We start from the raw sequence: 20,559 nt of genomic DNA on the forward strand, positions 1-20,559 counted from the left end.
CGAGCACGGACTCGACCATCGCGCCCAGCCCCACGCGCGGGAACCCCGCGAGGCGGCCGGCCCCTCCGCGTCGTTCGTTCGTGCCGGCGTCAGGCGGACGCGCAGTTGGGGCACGTGCCCCGGTAGGTCACTTCCACGTCCGAGATCGTGAAGCCGAAGCGCTCGGAGTCCGGCAGGTCCGTGAGCGGATTGCCCACCGGGTGTACGTCCCGGATGGCGCCGCACCGCGCGCAGACCAGGTGCTGGTGCGGGGTGTGCGCGTTCGGGTCGTACCGCTTCGCCCGGCGGTCCGTGGAGACCTCCAGCACCTCGCCGAGGGAGACCATCTCGCCCAGCGTGTTGTAGACGGTCGCCCGGGAGATCTCCGGCAGCTTCGCCACGGCGCGCGCGTGCACCTCGTCGGCGGTCAGGTGGATGTGGTCCCCGTCAAGGACTTCGGCCACGACGCGCCGCTGAGCGGTCATACGCCAGCCGCGTCCGCGCAGTCGTTCCAACAGGTCACTCATGGGACCAGCCTAACAGTGGGGGACCCAGGTCCCGAACGGATGTGACTTTGGATGTTTGCTTGACTTAGACAATGTCCATTGTAGGATCGGGAACGGCAAACGCCAAGGGACAGGACTTGCAGGTATGACGCAGGAGGCGCACGTGACGCAGGGACCGCTTACCACGGAGGCCGGCGCGCCGGTCGCCGACAACCAGAACAGCGAGACCGCTGGCGTAGGCGGCCCCGTTCTGGTCCAGGACCAGGCGCTGCTCGAGAAGCTCGCCCACTTCAACCGCGAGCGCATCCCGGAGCGCATAGTCCACGCGCGCGGCGCCGGTGCGTACGGCACCTTCACCGTGACCCGTGACGTCTCGCAGTGGACCCGGGCGAAGTTCCTCTCCGAGGTCGGCAAGAAGACCGAGACCTTCCTGCGCTTCTCCACCGTCGCGGGCAACCTCGGCTCCGCGGACGCCGTGCGCGACCCCCGTGGCTTCGCGCTGAAGTTCTACACGGAGGAGGGGAACTACGACCTCGTCGGGAACAACACGCCCGTCTTCTTCATCAAGGACGCCATCAAGTTCCCCGACTTCATCCACACGCAGAAGCGTGACCCGTACACGGGCTCGCAGGAAGCCGACAACGTGTGGGACTTCTGGGGCCTGAGCCCCGAGTCGACGCACCAGGTGACCTGGCTGTTCGGTGACCGCGGCATCCCGGCGACGCTGCGCCACATGAACGGGTACGGCTCGCACACGTACCAGTGGAACAACGAGGCCGGCGAGGTCTTCTGGGTCAAGTACCACTTCAAGACCGACCAGGGCATCAAGAACCTCACCACCGACGAGGCCAACCGCCTCTCCGGCGTCGACCCCGACTCGCACCAGCGCGACCTGCGCGAGTCCATCGAGCGCGGTGACTTCCCGTCCTGGACCGTGCAGGTGCAGATCATGCCGGCGGCCGAGGCGGCGACGTACCGCTTCAACCCGTTCGACCTGACCAAGGTCTGGCCGCACGCGGACTACCCGCCGATCGAGATCGGCAAGCTGGAGCTCAACCGCAACCCGGAGAACATCTTCGCCGAGGTCGAGCAGTCGATCTTCAGCCCCGCGCACTTCGTGCCGGGCATCGGCCCGTCCCCCGACAAGATGCTCCAGGGCCGTCTCTTCGCGTACGGCGACGCCCACCGCTACCGCGTCGGCATCAACGCCGACCACCTGCCGGTGAACCGCCCGCACGCCACCGAGGCGCGGACGAACTCCCGTGACGGCTACCTGTACGACGGCCGCCACAAGGGCACCAAGAACTACGAGCCCAACAGCTTCGGCGGCCCCGAGCAGACGGGCCGGCCGCTGTGGGAGCCCGTCCCCGTCACCGGCGGCACGGGCAACCACGAGGCCCCGCGTCACGCCGAGGACGACGACTTCGTCCAGGCGGGGAACCTCTACCGGATGATGTCGGAGGACGAGAAGGGCCGCCTGATCGAGAACCTCGCCGGGTTCATCTCCAAGGTGTCGCGCGACGACATCGCGGAGCGCGCGGTCAACAACTTCCGTCAGGCCGACGGTGACTTCGGCAAGCGGCTGGAGGCCGCGGTCCAGGCCCTGCGCGGCTAGTACGGACCGCTTGTCGTAGGCAGAGGGCCGGATTCCCCCAGGGGAGTCCGGCCCTCTTTCGCGCTCAGCTCACGAGGGCGGTCGGTTGGGAGCGCTGCTGCCTGCGGATCGGTGCCCAGCAGCGGATGATGTCGCGTACGGAGACGACCCCGACGGGGCCGTCGCCGTCCAGCACGATCAGGTGCCGGAAGCCGCCGTGCGCCATGGCGTCGGCGGCGTCTTCGAGCGTCCAGCAGGGCGCCGCGAAGACGACGTCGGTGGTGGTGTGGGTGCCTGCCGTTTCGAGGTCGGGGTCCTGGCCCGACCCGACGGAGACGAGGATGTCGCGTTCGGTCAGGATGCCGAGTCCGTCGGCGTCGGTGTCGAGGACGACGGCCGCCCCGACGCGGCGCTCTGCCATCAGGCGGGCTGCCTGGCGGAGCGTGTGGGCGGGGCCGATGGTGAGGACCACCGTGCTCATGGCGTCACGGACGAGCATGGACAGAGCCACCTCCTTGGTGAAGCGGGCATCGAGAGATACGAGAACCGATTCACAAGTTCACAAGTGGGGGGACTGTCAGAGTGGCAGCCAGGAGGCAAGGCAACAAGAGGGCGCGGGAGGCGATTCGCATGATCGCGCGCCTCCACGCGCCCGTTTCGTCCGTGCGCGTCCGTGCGCGTCCGTGCGCGGCGTAGCTGTCAGCCGCGGAGGTAGCCGAGCATCTCCTCGTGGAGCAGGCCGTTGGACGCCGCGGCATTGCCGCCGTGAGGTCCCGTCACTCCTTCGAGGCTCGTGAAGACGCCGCCCGCCTCCTGGACGATGATCGCGTTCGCGGCCATGTCCCACAGCGACAGTTCCGGCTCCGCGCAGATGTCCACCGAACCCTCGGCGACCATCATGTACGGCCAGAAGTCGCCGTACCCGCGCGTCCGCCAGCAGTCGCGGGTCAGGTCCAGGAAGCCGTCGAGCCGGCCCTGCTCCTCCCAGCCGCTGAGCGAGGAGTACGCGAAGGACGCGTTCGCGATCTCGTCGACCTTGGAGACGTGGATGCGCGTCGCAGAGGTGAGGCTGCGCCCGGTGTACGCTCCGGCGCCCTTCGCCGCCCACCAGCGGCGGCCCAGCGCGGGCGCCGACACGACGCCCATCACGGGCTGGAAGCCGTGCTCGCCGGCCTCCATGAGTGAGATCAGCGTCGCCCAGACCGGCACCCCGCGCACGTAGTTCTTGGTGCCGTCGATCGGGTCGACCACCCAGCGGCGCGGGCCCGTGCCCTGGAGCCCGTACTCCTCGCCCAGAACGGCGTCACGCGGCCTGCCGCGGTGCAGGTGGCTGCGGATCAGCTCCTCGGCGGCCTTGTCGGCCTCCGTCACCGGTGTCATGTCCGGTTTGGTCTCGACCTTGAGATCAAGCGCCTTGAAGCGCTCCATCGTCGTGGCGTCCGCGGCGTCCGCGAGGACATGGGCAAAGCGCAGATCATCGTGATAGTCGGGCATGACTGAACAGTATCGACCGCGTTCTGTACAAACCACATGGTCTCGCTGTGCGGGCGTGGTCCCCTGGCCCTACGCAGCGACGTACGGGCCATTGACAGTGCCCGGCGGCGCGTCAACTCTGAAACCGGAGCAGCCGGGGAGGCAACGCCACGATGCCCACAGCGCGAGAAGCCTTGTTGGACGCCGCCTTTACCGCGCTCGCGGGCCGTCCGTGGCCCGGGGTGCGGATGGTCGACGTGGCCGCCGCGGCCCGCGTCTCGCGGCAGAGCCTCTACAACGAGTTCGGCAGCAAGGACGGCCTCGCCCGCGCGCTGGTGCGCCGCGAGGCCGACGGCTATCTGGCGGGAGTCGAGCGGGCGCTGGCCGGCGGGACGGCCGGTGCGGCCGGTGCGGCCGGGACGGCCGGTCCGGGCGCGGGCATCCAGGACCGGCTCGTCGCCGTCGCCGAGTGGACCGTCGCCGCCGCCCGCGCCAATCCGCTCGTACGCGCCCTGCTCACCGGCTGCTGGGGCGAAAAGCTGCCCGCACCGCACCCCGCCAGGACCGTCCGCACCGTCTCGGTCTCCCCGGTGCCCGCCCAGCGCCGCGCCGACGCCGGTTCGCCGGGGCCCGCCGAGCTGGCCGCGGCGGTACGGGACAGGGCGCTCGCCGCGCTCGGGAGAGGACGTACGAAAGAGGAGGCCGCGGACATCGCGTACCGCTGCGAGCTGACCGTGCGGCTCGCGCTCTCGTACGTTGTCGCGCCCCCGGCTTCCGGGGAGGACTTCGCGCGGCTCTTGCGGGTTGCCCTCAGTGGGCCGACTGTCAGCGGGCCGAGTGTCAGTGGGCCGAGCCCGAGAGCTGGAGCCCGATGACGCCGATGATCACCAGCGAGATCGAGATCAGCTTCAGCGTCGAGACCACGTCGCCGAGGAAGACCATCCCGTAGATCGCGGTGCCCGCGGCGCCGATGCCGGTCCACACCGCGTACGCCGGACCCACGTCGAGCTTCCGCAGCGCGAGCGTCAGCAGGCCGAAGCTGCCCAGCGCGAACGCGGCGAAGGCCACCGTCGGCCAGAGCCTGGTGAAGCCGTGGGACAGCTTCAGGCACACCGCGAAACCGGTCTCCAGCAGTCCTGCCACTATCACCAGCAGCCACGCCATGGTCGGTGCCCTCCCGCGTCGGTGACTGCTTCGTCTGACTTGGTGCGATTATGCACTTACCAGGAGTGGGCGGCGGCAAACGTGACGCGGTCAGTCGCCTTCGCGTCGCTCCCGGGTGGCGAGCAGCCGGCGCAGCGAGTCGAGCCTGGCCGGATCGGCGTGACCGTCGGCCACCCACTGGTCCAGCGCGCACTCCGCCTCGTCGTGGCTGCAGCCGCGCGGGCAGCTCTCCGTCCCCGGTTCCAGGTCGGGGAAGGCGAGGATGACGCGCGAGGGATCCACGTGGTTGAGCCCGAAGGAACGCACGCCGGGCGTATCGACCACCCAGCCCTTGCCTTCCGACAGCGGCAGTGCGAGGGCCGATGTGGTGGTGTGCCGGCCGCGCCCCGTGACCGCGTTGACCACACCGGTCGTACGCCGCCGCTCCTCCGGTACGAGCGTGTTGACCAGCGTCGTCTTTCCGACACCCGAGTGGCCGACGAACGCCGTGACGTGGTCGTCGAGCTGCGCGCGGACCAGCTCGGTCGCCGCCCCGCTCTCCAGCTCCTCGCGACTGGTCACGAGGTACGGGACACCCAGCGGGCGGTACGCCTGGAGCAGCGGCTCCGGCGAGGCCAGGTCCGACTTCGTCAGCACGAGAAGCGGCGTGAGCCCCGCGTCGTACGCCGCCACCAGGCAGCGGTCGATCATGCGCGGGCGCGGCTCGGGGTCGGCCAGGGCCGTGACGATCGCGAGCTGGTCGGCATTGGCGACGACCACGCGCTCGAACGGATCGTCGTCGTCGGCGGTGCGGCGCAGCACCGAGCGTCGCGGCTCGACGCGGACGATGCGGGCCAGCGTGTCCTTGTCGCCTGTCAGGTCGCCGACGATGGCGACCTGGTCGCCCACGACGACGGACTTGCGGCCCAGCTCGCGGGCCTTCATCGCGACGACCGTACGGTCGCCGACGAGGCAGGTGATGCGGCCCCGGTCGACGGTCAGGACGAAGCCTTCGACGGCGTCCTCGTGCTTGGGGCGGGTATGGGTGCGAGGCCGGTTGCCCTTGGGGTTCGGGCGGGTCCGGATGTCGTCTTCGTCGGGGTTCTTGCCGTAGCGGCGCATGTCGTCAGGCCCCGTCAGTTTCCGTCGAGCATTCCGGTCCACATCTGCGGGAAGTCGGGCAGTGTCTTGGCGGTCGTGGCCACGTTCTCGATCTGTACGTCCTTGACGGCGAGGCCGATGATCGCGCCCGCGGTCGCCATGCGGTGGTCGTGGTACGTGTGGAAGATCCCGCCGTGCAGGCGGCGCGGCCGGATGCGCAGGCCGTCCTCGGTCTCGGTGACGTCACCGCCGAGCGCGTTGATCTCCCGGGTGAGAGCGGCCAGCCGGTCCGTCTCGTGCAGGCGCAGATGCGCGACACCGCGCAGTACGGACTCGGAGTCGGCCAGCGCGGCGACCGCCGCGATGCCGGGGGTCAGCTCGCCGACGTCCCCCAGATCCACGTCGATGCCGTGAATCGTGCCCGTACCGGTGAACGTCAGGCCCTGCTCGGTGAGCTCGCAGGAACCGCCCATCTCGGTGAAGATCTCGCGCAGCGCGTCGCCCGGCTGGGTGGTGCGCTCGGGCCAGTCGGGGATGGTGACGCGGCCGCCGGTGATCAGCGCGGCGGCGAGGAACGGCTGCGCGTTGGACAGGTCGGGCTCGATGGTCAGGTCGCGGCCGAGCAGGGCGCCGGGGGAGACCCGCCAGACGTTGGGCTCACCGCCGGACTCGGGGGTGTCCACCTGGGCGCCGACCGCGCGCAGCATGTCGACGGTCATCAGGATGTGCGGCATGGACGGGAGCGTGGCGCCGGTGTGACGTACCTCCACGCCCTGGTTGAAGCGGGGGGCGGACAGCAGGAGCGCGCTCACGAACTGCGAGGAGGAGGACGCGTCGATGTCGACCGCTCCACCGTCCAGGGCGCCACTGCCGTGCACGGTCAGCGGGAGCGCGCCGCGGCTGTCGTCGTCGATACGGGCGCCGAGTGTGCGCAGCGCTTCGATGACGGCGCCGAGCGGGCGTTCGTACGAACGGGGGTCGCCGTCGAATCGGATGTCGCCGTCGGCGAGCGCCGCGACGGGCGGCAGGAAGCGCATCACCGTGCCGGCGTTGCCGACGTCGACGGTGGCCGGGCCGTGCAGCCCCGCCGGGATGATGCGCCAGGCCTCGCCGGAGCCGTCGAGCTCGCCCGTGGCGGAGGAGCTGGACGACACGGTCTCCTCGATGCCGACGCCCATCGCGCGCAGCGCGTCCGCCATCAGCAGCGTGTCGCGGGAGCGCAGCGGGTGGCGAAGCCATCCGGGTTCGGCGGCGAGGGCCGCCAGGACGAGAGCGCGGTTGGTGACCGATTTCGATCCGGGCACGGTGACGGTCGCGTCGACGGCTTCGCCCGCGCGCGGGGCGGGCCAGAGGGCGGGGTGCACGGGGCTTTCGGTCATGGCCATCACTTTAGTGGCTCGCGGCGAACCCGGATCTTGATCAAATGTGGCGAAACCCGGGCGTAACTCAGTGTTGACAGCGTCTGACGAGCAGTGACGGCCGTTACAGCCCGAGCAGCCAGCGGCCGCCGCCCAGCAGTGCGCAGACCGACACCGTGTGGAAGAAGAACAGCCACAGCACGGCCGGTACGTGTGTGAGGCGCGACAGCTGGTCGGCGTCCGAGTCGGGGGCGCCGCCGTGACGGCGCTTGGACTGGAGCTCGAAGGCGGGACGCACACCGCCGATGAGCATGAACCAGACGGCGGCGTACGCGAAGGCGGCCTGGACCTCGGCGGTCGTCAGCCAGGAGACGAGGAGGAAGGCCGCGCCGGTGACGATCACTGTCAGGGCGCCGTACGCGTTCCGGATCATCACCAGCATCGCGAGCAGCAGAGCCGTCGCGACCCAGAGGAAGAGCGTGATGTGGTTCGCGGCGAGCAGCCAGGCACCGCCGATGCCCAGGAGGGACGGGGCGGTGTAGCCGGCGGCGGCCGTGAGGATCATGCCGATGCCGGTCGGCTTGCCCCGGCTGACGGTCAGACCGCTGGTGTCGGAGTGAAGACGTATGCCGTCCAGGCTGCGGCCCGTGAGCAGCGCGATCAGGCCGTGGCCGCCCTCGTGGGCGATGGTGATGGCGTTGCGCGCCACCCGCCATATGACGCGCGGGAGGACGACGGCGAGTGCGACGAGGGCGGTCGCGATCACGAGCCACTGGTCGGGATCGGGCTGCGTGCCGAATACGTCGAGAGCGCCGACCCACAGGTCGCCGAGCTGGGTGCTGTCCATTTTCCGGGCGGCTCCTTGAGGTCTGGGCAGTCGTGGCAGTCTGGCACTTATGTGCGGACGGTATGCGGCGAGCCGGAGGCCCGAGGATCTGGTCGGGCTGTTCGATGTGCGGAAGTGGGACCCGAAGGAGGCACTCGCTCCGGACTGGAACGTGGCTCCCACGAAGGAAGTCCACGTGGTTCTGGAGCGTCCTGTTAAGGACGCACGGGACGAGGGTCCGGTTCGGCAGCTGAGAACGCTCAAGTGGGGGCTCGTGCCCTCGTGGTCGAAATCACCCGAGGGCGCGGCGCGGATGATCAACGCGCGGGCGGAGACGGTGCACGAGAAGCCGTCGTTCCGGCAGCTGCTCGTCTCGCGGCGCTGTCTTGTTCCGGCCGACGGTTACTACGAGTGGGTCACCGGGGTGGACGAGCGGCAGCTGGAGGAGCAGGGGAAGAAGAAGCGGCCGCTAAAGCAGCCGTACTTCGTGACGCCGGCGGACGGGTCGGTCATGGCGATGGCCGGGCTGTACGACTTCTGGCGCGACCCGACGCTGCCGGACGGTCATCCGCAGGCGTGGTGGGTGACGTGCTCCGTCATCACGACCGAGGCGGAGAAGTCGCCGCTCGCGGTGGCGCCGGCCGCCGGGCCGGGATCGCTGGCCGATATCCACCCCCGGATGCCGCTGATGCTGACGCCGGACCGGTGGGATGCGTGGCTGGATCCGGGCCGTACGGATGTCGAGGAGGTGCGGTCGCTGCTGGCGCCGCCGGCGGGTGGGCTGATGCGGGCGTATCCGGTGGCCACGGCTGTGAGCAACGTCCGCAACAACGGGCCGGAGCTGGTGGAGGAGCTGGCGGCGCCGGAGGTGGAGACGTTGTTCTGATCCTGGTGGGTGCGGGTGGGTGCCGCTGCGCGGGCTTTTCCCCGACCCGCCCCTTCCCGAACTGGGGGCAAGCCCCCAGGCCCCCCGGGACGCCCTGCGGGCGTGTCCTCAAACGCCGGACGGGCTGGATTTGCGTGCTGAGCGGGAACATTCCCGCTCAGCGGGCCACATTGCCACCGAGCGGCACCATCCAGCCCCTCCGGCGTTTGAGGAGCGGGGTCTGGGGCGGAGCCCCTCACGCGGCGGAGCCGCAAAGTGTCACAGCGGGAAGGGGCGGGGTGGGGAAAAGCGCCGCAGGCGCCGTTTGGGGCCGTCCGGCAGGATGGGGGCGTGACGCGGAGTGAGATGGTTGATACCGAAGCTGGGCAGGCGCGGATTACCTGGGTCGAGGCCGAGGCGGCCTGGATCGTGCTGGCCGTCAGTCATGGGGCCGGCGGAGGCATCGGGGCCCGGGATCTTCAGGGCCTGGCGGCCGCGCTGCCCGCTCGCGGGGTGAGTGTTGCTCTCGTGGAGCAGCCCTGGCGGGTGGCCGGGAAGAAAGTGGCGCCCGCGCCCAAGACGCTGGACGCCGGGTGGCGTGGGCTGTGGCCCGCGCTGGTCAAGCCCGGCCTGCCCGTCGTGGCCGGCGGACGCAGCGCCGGGGCGCGCGTCGCGTGCCGTACCGCCGTGGAACTCGGCGCGCACGCAGCACTCGCGCTGAGTTTCCCCCTGCACCCGCCCGGGCGGCCCGAGAAGTCCCGGGCCGAGGAGCTGCTGGGCGCCGGGGTCCCCACCCTGGTCGTACAGGGAGGGAATGATCCCTTCGGTAAGCCCGAGGAGTTCCCGGACGGGGCGTACGACCTCGTGGAGGTCCCGTACGGGGACCACGGGTTCGCCGTACCGAAGAAGGCAGGGGTCAGTCCGGAACAGGTCGTGGAGACGATCACGGACGCCGTGGGGAACTGGATCGACCGGTTGCGGGAATGATGCGCGCGACACCTCTGTTATTGCGTGCGTCGACATACACCGCACGTACGTGGAGAGGGAGTCCGTCGCATGGGATCGACCATCTGCCCGAGCCGCTCGAACACCGCTGACCTGGAGTGGACGGTGCTCACTGCGGCCAAGACCGCCCCTCGTCGGGCGGCGGCCGGGCAGGATCGTCGTCTATCCTCCGATTCGAGCGGGTCCGCATTCGGCCCCGCCACGGCGTTGGAGGAGGTGGGTCCGGTCACTGGGACCGACACAGGGACCGACGACGGTGGCCAGGCGGCGGAGGAGAGCACCGTCGAGCGCAACGCGCGTTTCGAGCGCGACGCCCTGGGCTTCCTCGACCAGATGTACTCGGCCGCGCTGCGCATGACGCGCAATCCGGCCGATGCGGAGGACCTGGTGCAGGAGACGTATGCCAAGGCGTACGGGTCCTTCCACCAGTTCCGTGAAGGTACGAATCTGAAGGCGTGGCTCTACCGCATTCTGACGAACACCTTCATCAACACGTACCGGAAGAAGCAGCGGGAGCCTCAGCGCAGTGGCGCCGAGGAGATCGAGGACTGGCAGCTCGCGCGCGCCGAGTCGCACATGTCGACCGGCCTGCGTTCAGCCGAGTCGCAGGCGCTCGACCACCTGCCCGACTCGGACGTCAAGTCCGCGCTGCAGGCGATTCCCGAGGAGTTCCGCATCGCGGTCTACCTCGCGGATGTAGAGGGCTTTGCGTACAAGGAGATCGCGGACATCATGGGAACACCCATCGGCACGGTGATGTCCCGGCTGCACCGGGGCCGCCGTCAACTGCGCGGCATGCTCGAGGACTACGCGCGTGACCGCGGGCTGGTTCCGGCGGGTGCCGGAGAGTCGAACGACGGGAAAGGTTCGGGCTCATGAGCTGCGGAGAGCCGCACGAGACTGACTGCTCAGAGGTCCTGGATCATCTTTACGAGTTCCTCGACCACGAGATGCCCGACAGTGACTGCACCAAGTTCGAGGTGCACTTCGAGGAGTGCTCCCCGTGCCTGGAGAAATACGGCCTCGAACAGGCCGTGAAGAAGCTGGTGAAGCGCTGCTGCGGCAGTGACGACGTACCGGCCGACCTGCGGTCCAAGGTCATGGGGCGGATTGACCTGATCCGGTCGGGGCAGGCCGTGCCCGAGCAGGACGTTACGGCGACTGCGCCCACTGCGCCCACTGCGCCCACTGGGCCGACGACGCCGACTACGGCCGCGGCCGCCGCCGATCTGCCGGCCGCCGCCAACGAGGCGTAGCCTCCCCGCTCTTCCCCCTTCTCACCGCTTGTCGCGAAGTCGGCCGATTATCACTCGAAGGTGCTAATCGGCCGCTTCGTCGTCTCCGGCTCCGCTCAACTCGCTAGCCTGGCGCACGAATTGTGGCGGGTGGACGCGGGACAACAGGAGTCAGCTGGTGAGAGCCCTTTCGGTGGCGGCGCGCGCGTACATTCTGTGTGCGCTGCTCGCGGCCGCCTGCTGTGCGCTCCCCGCCCTGCTGCCGGGCGCCGGCACCCCGTGGGGCACCGCCGCGCTGCTCGCCGCGCTCTACGCCGCCTGCGAGCTGCTCGGGCGCCGGCCGTTTCTCGTGAGCGCTGTGCGGGTGGGGGCGGGCTCGTTCTTTCCGGTGCTGCTCGCCGCTGTGCTGCTGCTGCCGCCGTCGGCCGCCGCGCTCGTCGCCGTACCGGGGGCGCTCGTCGGCCATGTCGAGCGGCGGCCGCGCGCGGTGCGGCGGGCGTGGCGGGCGGCTCAGCTCGCGCTTGCCGCGTGGTGCGCGGCGCATGTCTGCGTGTTCCTGGACGGCGGTGCGTCGCTGGGCGGGGGAGTGGCCGGGCCGTCGGCCGCGCCCCATTTTCCGTACGTCCTGCTGCCGGCCGGGGCCGCCGTCCTCGCCTTCTGCCTGGTGCTGACCGCCCTCGACGGAGGCATCCTCGCCACCGCCGAGCGGCTGCCCGCGCGCACGGCCTGGCGGGGGCTGCTGCTGCGGTCCGTTCCGCCGCACTGTGTGCAGGGGCTGGCCGGGCTGATGATGGCCGTGCTGTGGAGGAGTCCGTACGGGGCGCTCGCCGCGCTCTTCGTGCTGCTGCCGATGTACATCTCCTGCTGGGTCTTCGCGCAGTACCACCGCGAGCGCGCCGCCCACCAGGCCACCATCCGCGCCCTCGTGCAGGCTGTCGACATCAAGGACCAGTACACGCGCGGGCACAGCGAACGCGTCGGCCGCGCGTCCGTGATGATCGCGCGCGAGCTCGGCATGGAGGAGGACCGCATCGAGGTGCTTCGCTTTGCCGGGATCCTGCACGATGTCGGCAAGCTGGGCGTCCCGACGCGACTGCTGCGCAAGGACGGGCCGCTGACGCCCGAGGAGCGCCGGGTCATCGAGCTGCATCCCGAGTACGGGCACGAGATGGTCCGGGGGATCGGTTTTCTCGGGGAGGCGCGGGCGGCGATCCTGCACCATCACGAGCGGCTGGACGGGAGCGGCTATCCGTACGGGCTGGCCGGCGGCCAGATCCCGGAGTTCGCCAGGGTGGTCGCTGTCGCGGACGCGTTCGACGCGATGACGTCCACGCGGTCGTACCGGCGGGCGCGGCCGGTGGGGACGGCTCTGCGGGAGCTGGAACGGTGTGCGGGGACGCAGTTCGATCCGCTGATGGTGCAGGCGCTGACGCGGGCGCTGGCCCGGCAGGGGTGGCACCCCCGGGTCACTTCGGACGAACAGTCCGACCTCAGAGGAAACGTCCCGGCAGCGCGTACGGGCGAGGATCTCGCTGCTCCTCCCGCTGCCGCCGGCCGGCCCCAGGCCCCGGGCGGGCCCGGGTGAGCGCCGCCCCGGTCACCGGGCCCGGGTGGTGTCCAGCGGAGCTTTTCCCCTACCCGCCCCTTCCCGGCTGTGACATGTGCGGCTCCGCCGCGTGGGGGCGCTGCCCCAGACCCCGCTCCTCACGCCCTCCGTGCGCGGAGCGTGTCGCGTGAGGGGGGCGGCGCTTTCCTTCGGGCTCGTGTACGGCTCCGCAGCCGTGCTCACCGCGTACGCGCTCGGCGACACCCTCTGGCACGGCATCACCGAACCCGGCGTCGCCCTCGCCTTCGGCGCGCTCATCACCCTCGGTGAGCTCTCCCGGTGGGGCGTACGGGGTCGTCCGTCGGCGCTGCCCGCCGAGCGGGAGCCCGCGCCGCTCGGCGCCGCCGGCGCCCTCGCGTACGCCCTGCTCGGCCAGATCGCCGGGCAGGCCACCACCCACGGCGTCCTCCAGGTCGTCGCCGTCGTCGTCGCGGCCGCCCTCGCCGGCGCCGTGCCGCACATCGCCGCCGGGCACGGGCCCGTCCTCGATCACGTGGCCCGGCGTGTCCTCACCGTCGCCTTCGCCGCCGTCTGCTTCCAGCCGCTGTACAACTTGGGGCTGTGGGGGAAGTGGGTCGGCCACGGCCCGTACCACGCGCTCTTCCTCCTTCTCCTCCTCGTGCTCACCGCTCTCTGCGACGCCGTCCTCGCCGCCACCATGGCGCGCGCCCGCACCGGCTACCCGTACGGGCCGCTTCTGCGCGACGAGCTGCGGGCACTGCTCGGGATCGGGTCGGCCGTCTGTGCGACGGGGGCTGTCATGGCGCTCGGTGTCGCCGTCGCGGGGCTCTGGGCGCTGCCCGTCTTCTGCGTGCCGCTGCTGCTCACCCAGCTGTCCTTCGGCCGGTACGCCGCCGTCCGTACGACGTACCGCCAGACCATCACCTCGCTCGCCCGCGCCACCGAGATCGCCGGCTACACCCCCCAGGGCCACGCCCGCCGCGTCGCCCTGCTCAGCCGCGCCGTGGGGCGTGAGCTGGGGCTTTCCGAGCCGGATCTCACCGTCCTGGAGTACGCCGCCCTCATGCACGACATCGGGCAGCTCTCCCTCCTCGACCCGGTGCAGGGCGGAGCCACCGCCTCCCTCCCGGCCGCCGAGCAGCGCCGTATCGCCCTCCTCGGGGGAGCGGTCGTACGCCAGACCGGAGTCCCCGCCGAGGTCGCGGTGGTCGTGGAGCGGCAGGCGGATCCGTACCGGGAGCAGCCGCTTTCCGCCCGGATCGTCCGCGCCGTCAATGCATACGACGATCTGTCGGGGGAAAGCGGGGGTGGACTGGGCGGGCCGCTCAGCGCCCTGGAACAGCTGCGTCTGGGCACCGGCCGCGACTATCAGCCCGAGGTCGTGGAATCCCTGGCGCGTGTCCTGTCCCGGGGCGGTCTGACCCCGTCCCCACCTGGGTAACCCATGGGTAATGAGCGGCCCCGTGACCCGGCATGGTTGGATGCGAAGAAGAGGAAGAAGAGGGCGTCCGGGGGGACTGACCTTCAGCGACCGGCAGGCGGGACAGGCGGGAATCGTGAAGATCTTCGGGAAGGTACGGCATCGGCCATCCGCCTCGTGGCGGCAGGCCACCGACCGCGCGTTCACGCTGATCGGCGACGGTCGGTACGAGGACGCGGGAGCGCTGCTGACACGCGCGGCCGACCTCGAGCCGTGGTTGTCCGAGTCCTGGTTCAACCTCGCGCTTCTGCACAAGTTCCGGCACGACTGGGAGCAGGCACGCTCCGCCGGCCTGCGCGCCGTCGCCCTCCTCGACCGGGAGACCGGCGCCCCGGACTGGTGGAACGTCGGCATCGCGGCCACCGCGCTCCAGGACTGGCCGCTGGCCCGCCGGGCCTGGCAGGCGTACGGACTGAAGGTGCCCGGCGAGCCCACCGAGAGCGGCGAGCCGCACGGCATGGAGCTGGGCAGCGCCGCCGTCCGCCTCTCGCCCGAGGGCGAGGCCGAGGTGGTGTGGGGCCGCAGGCTCGACCCAGCACGGATAGAGGTGCTCTCTATTCCGCTGCCGTCGTCCGGGCGGCGCTGGGGCGAGGTGGTCCTGCACGACGGCGTACCGCACGGCGAGCGCGTCACCGCCGCGGGCCCGTCATTCCCCGTATTCGACGAGATCGAGCTGTGGGCTCCCTCGCCGGTGCCGACCTGGGTGGTTCTCCTTGAGGCTGCCACCGAGGCCGACCGGGACGCCCTGGAGCGGCTGGCCGCCGACGCGGGGTTTGCGGCCGAGGACTGGTCGTCGTCCGTACGGCTGCTGTGCCGGTCCTGCTCCGAGTCGCAGATGCCCAGCGACGAGGGCGACGGCGAGCACCTCGACCCGCACGACCACAGCGAGCCCGGCCACCCGGGACCGCTCGGCCACCGCACCGCCGGTGCGGGCGAGCTGTGGCTGCCGGAGCGCGAGTGCGGCATCGCGGCGCCGGCCGGGCTGGTGCGGGGGCTGCTCGACGGGTGGGTGGCCGACAACCCCGACAGCCGTGAGTGGCGGGATCTCGAGGAAGTCTGCTGAAGCCTGGCCGTAGGCTGTACGGGCATTGGATTGAAGTTTTCGGGGTTTTTGAGGAAGGCGTACGGCGGACATGTCGCAGCAGGAGACGGACCAGACGGACCAGCAGGTCATCAACGACGGGTTCGTCGTGGACACGGAGAACACCGAGGAGCGCGAGCAGGCGTACCGCGAGCGCGGCACCGCCCGCCCCATCACCGTCGTCGGGAACCCGGTGCTCCACAAGGAGTGCAAGGACGTCACGGAGTTCGACGACAAGCTCGCCGCGCTGATCGACGACATGTTCGCCAGCCAGCGGGCGGCCGAGGGTGTCGGCCTGGCCGCCAACCAGATCGGTGTCGACCTCAAGGTCTTCGTGTACGACTGCCCGGACGACGACGGTGTGCGCCACGTCGGCGTGGTCTGCAACCCGGTCCTCCAGGAGCTTCCGCAGGACCAGCGTCAGCTCGACGAGGCCAATGAGGGCTGCCTGTCCGTTCCGACGGCGTACGCCGAACTGGCCCGCCCCGACTACGCGGTGGTGCACGGCCAGGACGCCCAGGGCAACCCGATCAAGGTGCGCGGCACCGGTTACTTCGCGCGCTGCCTCCAGCACGAGACGGACCACCTCTACGGCTACCTGTACATCGACCGCCTCTCGAAGCGCGACCGCAAGGACGCGCTGAAGCAGATGGCCGAGGGCACGGCGCGCTACGAGACCGTCCCGAACGACTGATCCTTTCCGCCGTTGCCGACGGGGCGACCGCCATTGGTCCGACAAACGACCCTGGCAGTCGTCCTGTTGGCGCGCGTCGACCGGCGCGTCAGTCTCGGGCGTACCGCAGCTCGTCCGCTCCTCATGGTTGCCACGCCGGCCGGTACGGTCGCCACCGCCGGCACCGCGCACGCCGACGGCTGCTCCACCTGGTCCCGCGCCCTCTCCCAGGGCGCCACCGGAGGCGACGTCACCCAGCTCTAAATCCGGCTGGGCGGCTGCCCGGGCTACGGCGCGGTTCCCGCGATCGACGGTGACTACGGCCCCGCGACCACCGCCGCCACCGCCAAGTCCAACGCCCTGCGCACCATGTGGAAGCCGCGGCTTCCGCTCGCACGCGTGCAACGACGCGGTCGGCGGGGCGTCGAGCGGCCGCCACCTGTACGGCGACGCCGCCGACCTCGGATCCGGCCCGCACTCCCTGTGCACGCTGGCCAAGCAGGCCCGTAACCACGGCTCCAACGGCATTCTCGGCCCGGCCAAGGCCCTACGCGGCCAGCGCCGGCCCCCGGAACGTACGGCGGTACGCGTTCGGGGTCGTCCCCAGTGACCGTACGAACTGATGACGCAGCGCCGCCGCGTTCCCGAACCCGGCGCGGCCCGCGATCGCGTCCACCGTATCGTCCGTCGCCTCCAGCAACTCCTGCGCCAGCAGCACCCGCTGGCGCAGCAGCCAGCGGTACGGCGTCGTGCCCGTCTCTTGGAGGAAGCGCCGAGCGAACGTCCGGGGCGACATGTGCGCCCGGTCCGCCAGTTGCTCCACGGTCATCTCCTGGTCCAGATGCCGCTCCATCCAGGCCAGCACCTCGCCCACCGTGTCGCAGCGCACGTGCGTCAGCGGCCGCTCGATGTACTGCGCCTGGCCGCCGTCGCGGTGCGGCGGGACGACCATGCGGCGGGCGATGGTGTTGGCGACCTCGGACCCGTGCTCCTGGCGGATGAGATGCAGGCAGGCGTCGATCCCGGCGGCGGTCCCGGCCGACGTGATGACCGAGCCCTCGTCGACGTACAGCACATCGGGCTCGACCTTGGCCCGCGGATGGCGGCGCGCCAGCTCGGCGGAGTGCCGCCAGTGGGTCGTGCAGCGGCGCCCGTCCAGCAGCCCCGCCGCGCCGAGCACGAACGCGCCCGAGCAGACGCTGAGCACGCGGGCACCGCGGTCGACGGCCCGGCGCAGTGCGTCGAGCAGCGGCTCGGGGTAGGTGCGGGCCTCGCAGTGCTGGTCGGCGGGGATGGCGATGAGATCGGCGCTGTCCAGCCGGTCGAGTCCGTGCGGTACGGAGATGGAGAAGGCGCCGGAACGGGCGGCGATCGGGCCCGGTTCGGCGGCGCAGACCGCGAAGTCGTAGACCGGCAGCCCTTGATCGCTCCGGTCCATCCCGAACACCTCGCAGACAACGCCGAGTTCGAAGGGATTGACTCCGTCGACGAGGGCTACGGCCACGTTTTTCAGCATGCGGCCAGTGTGGCAGTAATTCGAGGTTCCATGACAGTCCTGCCACTGACTTTTCTTGGCCCCGAAGACCAGAGTGGAGGCCATGGAAACCTTCTTGAACTACCTCGCAGTCGTCGTCGTCTTCACCCTCCTCACCCTCCCGTCGTTCATCGGCCACGCCAGGGAACGCCGGATCGACCGGCAACTGCGCGATGCCGAAAACCCCCGCCGGTCACCTCAGCCAGAAACCGCCCGCAGCGCGCCCGGCCGGCGGCCGGTGAGGCGGTCCAGCGCGGCCGCCGTGCTGTCGTCGGCCGGCAGGTGAACGATCAGCCGCAGGTCGTCGTCGGCGGGCAGTTCGAGCGTCTCGTACGCCAGCCTCAGCTCACCCACCTCAGGGTGTGCGAACCGCGTGACGCCGCTGGACTTCGGGAGGCCGGGCACGGTGTCCACGCGCCCGGTGAAGTCCGAACCGGCGGTTACGCTCAACTCGTCGGCGAGCAGGGCGACATGGCGGTCCGCCCGGAACGGTCCCTGCTTGAGGGCCGCGACCTGCTCGTCGGCGGCGTGGTCCCAGTCGGGGTACGCCGTACGCGCCCGGGGATCGGTGAACACGAAGCGGGCGAGGTTCGGCGGGCTGCCGTCCAGCAGGCCGACCGGGCCCGCCAGCCGCTCGTAACCCTCCGTCCAGGCCAGGATCTCGCTCATCCGGTTGATCAGCACGGCCGGGGCGGGTTCGAGGCGGTCGAGCAGGGCCCGCACGGTGAGGCGCACCGTACGGGCGGGTGACGCGCCGCCCATGCAGTTGAAGCCCGCGTCGGCCGCCTTGGTGAGGCGGTGCAGGTGGATGCGCTCGCTCGGCGGCAGCCGCAGCGCGTCGGCCAGCGCGGACAGCACCTGCGGGGAGGGCCGGCGGTCGCGCCCCTGCTCAAGACGCGTCACGTACTCGACACTGACGCCCGCGAGCGTGGCCAGCTCGGAGCGGCGCAGGCCCGGTGTGCGGCGGCGGGCGCCGGTGGGCAGTCCCACCTCGGCGGGTGTGACGGCTTCGCGGCGGATGCGCAGGAAGAGACCCAGCTCGTTGTCGCTCACCCGGTGAACGTAACACCGGCGTACGACACGGATCGTGGCCCTGGCACTACCAGTCTCGGCCCGGCCTTCCTGGTCCTGGCTCCGCCCGGCAGATTGATGGACATGACCCCGGAACGCGGGTCACTTCCACACTTCGCACTTCGCACGTCGGACAGGGAGCACAGCCATGCCCAGTGAGACCACCACCCCCCTCAACCTCGCCGTGATCATCGGGAGCGTCAGGGAGGGCCGGTTCGCCCCGGTCGTAGCGAACTGGTTCGTCGAACAGGCCCAGCAGCACGGGCGGTTCAACGTAGACCTCATCGACCTGGCGGACACGCCGATCCCGCTGGAGCTGCCGGCCGTCCCACCGGCGATGGAGCCGAACCTGCCCCGCCCCGCGAGCATGGAGCCCCTCACGCGCCGGCTCGCCGCGGCCGACGCGGTCGTCGTACTGACGCCGGACTACAACCGCAGCTTCCCGGCCTCGCTGAAGGCCGCGATCGACTGGCACTACACCGAGTGGCAGGCCAAGCCGATCGGGTTCGTCGGCTACAGCGGCGCCAGCGGCGGCCTCCTGGCCATCGAACAGCTTCGCCAGGTCTTCAACGAGCTGCACGCCCACACGGTCCGCGACTACGTCTCGTTCCCCCGCTACTACGAGCTGTTCAGCCCCGACGGGAGCTTGAAGAACCCCGAGGAGCCGAACGGCGCCGCGAAGGTCCTGCTCGACCAGCTTCTGTGGTGGGGCAAGGTCCTCCACTACGCCAGGCGGGAGTACCCGCTCGCGGTCTGAGGATCCGGCGGGCCTGTCTCATGCTCCGCCCTCGACGGCCCGCAGCCGTGTCACCCAGGCCGCGGCGTCCTCGTCGCCCTCGGCGGCGCGGGCTTCCGCGACGGTGATGGCCTCCTCGGTCCGGCCCCGCACGGCCAGCAGTTCGACGATCCTGTCGGAGAGGCGACCGTGCATGTGCCAGTCGTTGCCGCCGGCCCGGATGATGTCCAGGGCCTCCTCGACCTGGCCCAGTTCGGTGAACAGCGCCATCAGGCCCGCGTAGGTGTTGCCCGCGTCGGCGAGTTCGCGCAGATCGGCGGTACGGCCGCGCCTGGCCAGGAGAGGGATGAGACGTACCGAGGAGATCACGTCCCCGGCGTCCGTGCGGGCGCGCAGTTCGTCGATGGCGCCGTGTGCGACGAGCCAGTCGGCGTACCGCCCGGCGGCTGCGCTGTTGCCGGCCTCCGCGCGGGCGCGCAGGTCGTCGATCCGGCCCTGGTCGGCCAGCAGGTCGACCAGCAACTCCATGGCGTACCGGTGACCGGCGGCCGCCTCGGTGTCGAGCACGGCCACCACCTCGTCGATACGGCCCTGTGCGGCCAGCAGCTCCGCCAGCCGGGCGGGAGCGCGGGTGCGCGTCCGCAGGACGGTGATGGCCTCGTCGGTACGTCCGTGCTCCGCCAGCAACTGGCGAGCCGGTAACCGGCGTCCGTGTCGTATGCGTCGGCCCGGGTACGCAGTGCGGCGACGGCCTGCTCGACGCGCCCCTGCTCGATCAGCAGGTCGACGAGCCAGTCGAAAGCGTCCGGGTCGCCGCTGTCGACGCGCGCCCGCATGACGGCCACCGCCTCGTCGACGCGGTCCTGCCCCGCCAGCGTCCGGGCCAGCAGCCTGGCGACGTACGTGTGGGCGCGGCCGACGGCCAGTAACCGCAGCTCCTCGACGCGGCCCTGCTCGGCGAACAGCTCCGCCAGCCGGGAGCGGGCGTAGACATCGCCTTCGTAGGCCCGGGCCCGTACCTCTTCGATGTGGCCCGACTGGAGAAGCAGGCGGACCAGCAGTTTGCGTGTGCCGGACCCGACCGGGAGGGCGCGCACTACGGCGATGGCCTCCTCGGTGCGGTCCTGCTCGGCCAGCAGCTCGGCCAGCCGGCAGCCCGCGATCCAGTCGCCTGCGTCGGCGAGTGCCCGGAGATCGTCCATGCCTTCGTCCCCCACCGTTTCAGTAGAGCAGGTGGGGCGTCGCCGGTGAAGGGTGGAGGGTGGACGGTGGAGCGTGAACGAGACAGCCGGAAAGACGAGTGTGGGCTGTCCCGCACGCATGCGAGACAGC

Annotated in this window: 22 protein-coding genes and 1 pseudogene; 12 read left to right on the forward strand and 11 right to left on the reverse strand. The window is 70.9% G+C overall.

Annotated features, from left to right (window positions below; genetic code table 11):
* Positions 1-89: 89 nt before the first annotated feature.
* Positions 90-506 carry a Fur family transcriptional regulator gene (locus ABZX79_RS32220; protein ID WP_215130520.1) on the reverse strand — a complete coding sequence of 139 codons (417 nt, stop codon included), beginning with the start codon at positions 504-506 and terminating at the stop codon, positions 90-92.
* Between the two features lie 124 nt (positions 507-630).
* On the opposite strand from ABZX79_RS32220, the gene ABZX79_RS32225 reads away from it, so the two are divergent.
* Positions 631-2,100, forward strand: coding sequence for a catalase (locus ABZX79_RS32225; protein ID WP_355265675.1), 1,470 nt, complete (start codon positions 631-633; stop codon positions 2,098-2,100).
* A gap of 64 nt (positions 2,101-2,164) precedes the next feature.
* Here ABZX79_RS32225 and ABZX79_RS32230 read toward each other — a convergent pair whose 3' ends face one another.
* A complete protein-coding gene (locus tag ABZX79_RS32230) occupies positions 2,165-2,578 on the reverse strand; it encodes a CBS domain-containing protein (protein WP_355265678.1) in 414 nt (137 codons plus the stop codon).
* Positions 2,579-2,778: 200 nt separating this feature from the next.
* On the reverse strand, positions 2,779-3,573 hold the full coding sequence (hisN, locus tag ABZX79_RS32235; RefSeq protein WP_214978159.1) for a histidinol-phosphatase: 795 nt from the start codon (positions 3,571-3,573) through the stop codon (positions 2,779-2,781).
* A gap of 152 nt (positions 3,574-3,725) precedes the next feature.
* Between hisN and ABZX79_RS32240 the strand changes: the two genes are divergently transcribed.
* On the forward strand, positions 3,726-4,427 hold the full coding sequence (locus tag ABZX79_RS32240; RefSeq protein WP_355265682.1) for a TetR/AcrR family transcriptional regulator: 702 nt from the start codon (positions 3,726-3,728) through the stop codon (positions 4,425-4,427).
* On the opposite strand, the gene ABZX79_RS32245 is transcribed toward ABZX79_RS32240, so the two are convergent.
* From ABZX79_RS32245 to ABZX79_RS32260, 4 genes are all read right to left on the reverse strand, one after another.
* The gene (locus tag ABZX79_RS32245; RefSeq protein ID WP_355265685.1) at positions 4,393-4,716 is read right to left on the reverse strand and encodes a multidrug efflux SMR transporter; all 324 of its coding nucleotides are present in this window, start codon (positions 4,714-4,716) and stop codon (positions 4,393-4,395) included. The genes ABZX79_RS32240 and ABZX79_RS32245 overlap by 35 nt on opposite strands.
* Before the next feature lie 90 nt (positions 4,717-4,806).
* On the reverse strand, positions 4,807-5,817 hold the full coding sequence (gene rsgA / locus ABZX79_RS32250; protein ID WP_355265688.1) for a ribosome small subunit-dependent GTPase A: 1,011 nt from the start codon (positions 5,815-5,817) through the stop codon (positions 4,807-4,809).
* A 14-nt stretch (positions 5,818-5,831) separates the two neighbouring features.
* Positions 5,832-7,175, reverse strand: coding sequence for a 3-phosphoshikimate 1-carboxyvinyltransferase (gene aroA / locus ABZX79_RS32255; RefSeq protein ID WP_355265691.1), 1,344 nt, complete (start codon positions 7,173-7,175; stop codon positions 5,832-5,834).
* A 103-nt stretch (positions 7,176-7,278) separates the two neighbouring features.
* Positions 7,279-8,001, reverse strand: a complete 723-nt coding sequence (locus tag ABZX79_RS32260; RefSeq protein ID WP_355265693.1) for a M50 family metallopeptidase — start codon at positions 7,999-8,001, stop codon at positions 7,279-7,281.
* Between the two features lie 49 nt (positions 8,002-8,050).
* On the opposite strand from ABZX79_RS32260, the gene ABZX79_RS32265 reads away from it, so the two are divergent.
* The 9 genes and pseudogenes from ABZX79_RS32265 to ABZX79_RS32305 all read left to right on the forward strand — a co-directional run.
* The gene (locus ABZX79_RS32265) at positions 8,051-8,866 is read left to right on the forward strand and encodes an SOS response-associated peptidase (protein ID WP_355265696.1); all 816 of its coding nucleotides are present in this window, start codon (positions 8,051-8,053) and stop codon (positions 8,864-8,866) included.
* 345 nt (positions 8,867-9,211) lie between these two features.
* Complete coding sequence (locus tag ABZX79_RS32270) at positions 9,212-9,832, forward strand: alpha/beta family hydrolase (protein ID WP_355265699.1); 621 nt, start codon at positions 9,212-9,214, stop codon at positions 9,830-9,832.
* A gap of 234 nt (positions 9,833-10,066) precedes the next feature.
* Complete coding sequence (locus ABZX79_RS32275; protein ID WP_069927024.1) at positions 10,067-10,729, forward strand: sigma-70 family RNA polymerase sigma factor; 663 nt, start codon at positions 10,067-10,069, stop codon at positions 10,727-10,729.
* Positions 10,726-11,106 carry a mycothiol system anti-sigma-R factor gene (gene rsrA, locus ABZX79_RS32280; RefSeq protein ID WP_355265702.1) on the forward strand — a complete coding sequence of 127 codons (381 nt, stop codon included), beginning with the start codon at positions 10,726-10,728 and terminating at the stop codon, positions 11,104-11,106. The genes ABZX79_RS32275 and rsrA overlap by 4 nt, the downstream gene beginning before the upstream one ends.
* 157 nt (positions 11,107-11,263) lie before the next feature.
* Complete coding sequence (locus ABZX79_RS32285; RefSeq protein ID WP_355265705.1) at positions 11,264-12,670, forward strand: HD-GYP domain-containing protein; 1,407 nt, start codon at positions 11,264-11,266, stop codon at positions 12,668-12,670.
* 148 nt (positions 12,671-12,818) lie between these two features.
* Entirely contained in the window at positions 12,819-14,093 is a 1,275-nt protein-coding gene (locus ABZX79_RS32290; RefSeq protein ID WP_355265708.1) for an HD domain-containing protein, read from the forward strand.
* Positions 14,094-14,208: 115 nt separating this feature from the next.
* Positions 14,209-15,195 (forward strand): hypothetical protein, encoded by a 987-nt coding sequence (locus tag ABZX79_RS32295; RefSeq protein ID WP_028811741.1) that lies wholly within the window; start codon positions 14,209-14,211, stop codon positions 15,193-15,195.
* Positions 15,196-15,265: 70 nt separating this feature from the next.
* Positions 15,266-15,907 (forward strand): peptide deformylase, encoded by a 642-nt coding sequence (def, locus tag ABZX79_RS32300; protein WP_355265711.1) that lies wholly within the window; start codon positions 15,266-15,268, stop codon positions 15,905-15,907.
* Between the two features lie 123 nt (positions 15,908-16,030).
* Positions 16,031-16,424 (forward strand): annotated as a pseudogene (locus ABZX79_RS32305) (D-Ala-D-Ala carboxypeptidase family metallohydrolase); the annotation flags it as partial.
* 9 nt (positions 16,425-16,433) lie between these two features.
* On the opposite strand, the gene ABZX79_RS32310 reads toward ABZX79_RS32305, so the two are convergent.
* A complete protein-coding gene (locus ABZX79_RS32310) occupies positions 16,434-17,402 on the reverse strand; it encodes a helix-turn-helix domain-containing protein (protein WP_355265714.1) in 969 nt (322 codons plus the stop codon).
* Positions 17,403-17,618: 216 nt separating this feature from the next.
* Positions 17,619-18,473 carry a helix-turn-helix transcriptional regulator gene (locus tag ABZX79_RS32315; protein WP_355265717.1) on the reverse strand — a complete coding sequence of 285 codons (855 nt, stop codon included), beginning with the start codon at positions 18,471-18,473 and terminating at the stop codon, positions 17,619-17,621.
* Between the two features lie 166 nt (positions 18,474-18,639).
* Between ABZX79_RS32315 and ABZX79_RS32320 the strand changes: the two genes are divergently transcribed.
* Positions 18,640-19,248, forward strand: a complete 609-nt coding sequence (locus ABZX79_RS32320; protein WP_355265720.1) for an NAD(P)H-dependent oxidoreductase — start codon at positions 18,640-18,642, stop codon at positions 19,246-19,248.
* An 18-nt stretch (positions 19,249-19,266) separates the two neighbouring features.
* Here ABZX79_RS32320 and ABZX79_RS32325 read toward each other — a convergent pair whose 3' ends face one another.
* Positions 19,267-19,596, reverse strand: a complete 330-nt coding sequence (locus ABZX79_RS32325; protein WP_355265723.1) for a hypothetical protein — start codon at positions 19,594-19,596, stop codon at positions 19,267-19,269.
* Entirely contained in the window at positions 19,593-20,429 is an 837-nt protein-coding gene (locus ABZX79_RS32330) for a hypothetical protein (RefSeq protein WP_355265726.1), read from the reverse strand. Before ABZX79_RS32330 ends, ABZX79_RS32325 begins: the two co-directional genes overlap by 4 nt.
* Positions 20,430-20,559: the final 130 nt, after the last annotated feature.

The organism is Streptomyces sp. NPDC002994 (assembly GCF_040611155.1).
Classification (GTDB): domain Bacteria; phylum Actinomycetota; class Actinomycetes; order Streptomycetales; family Streptomycetaceae; genus Streptomyces.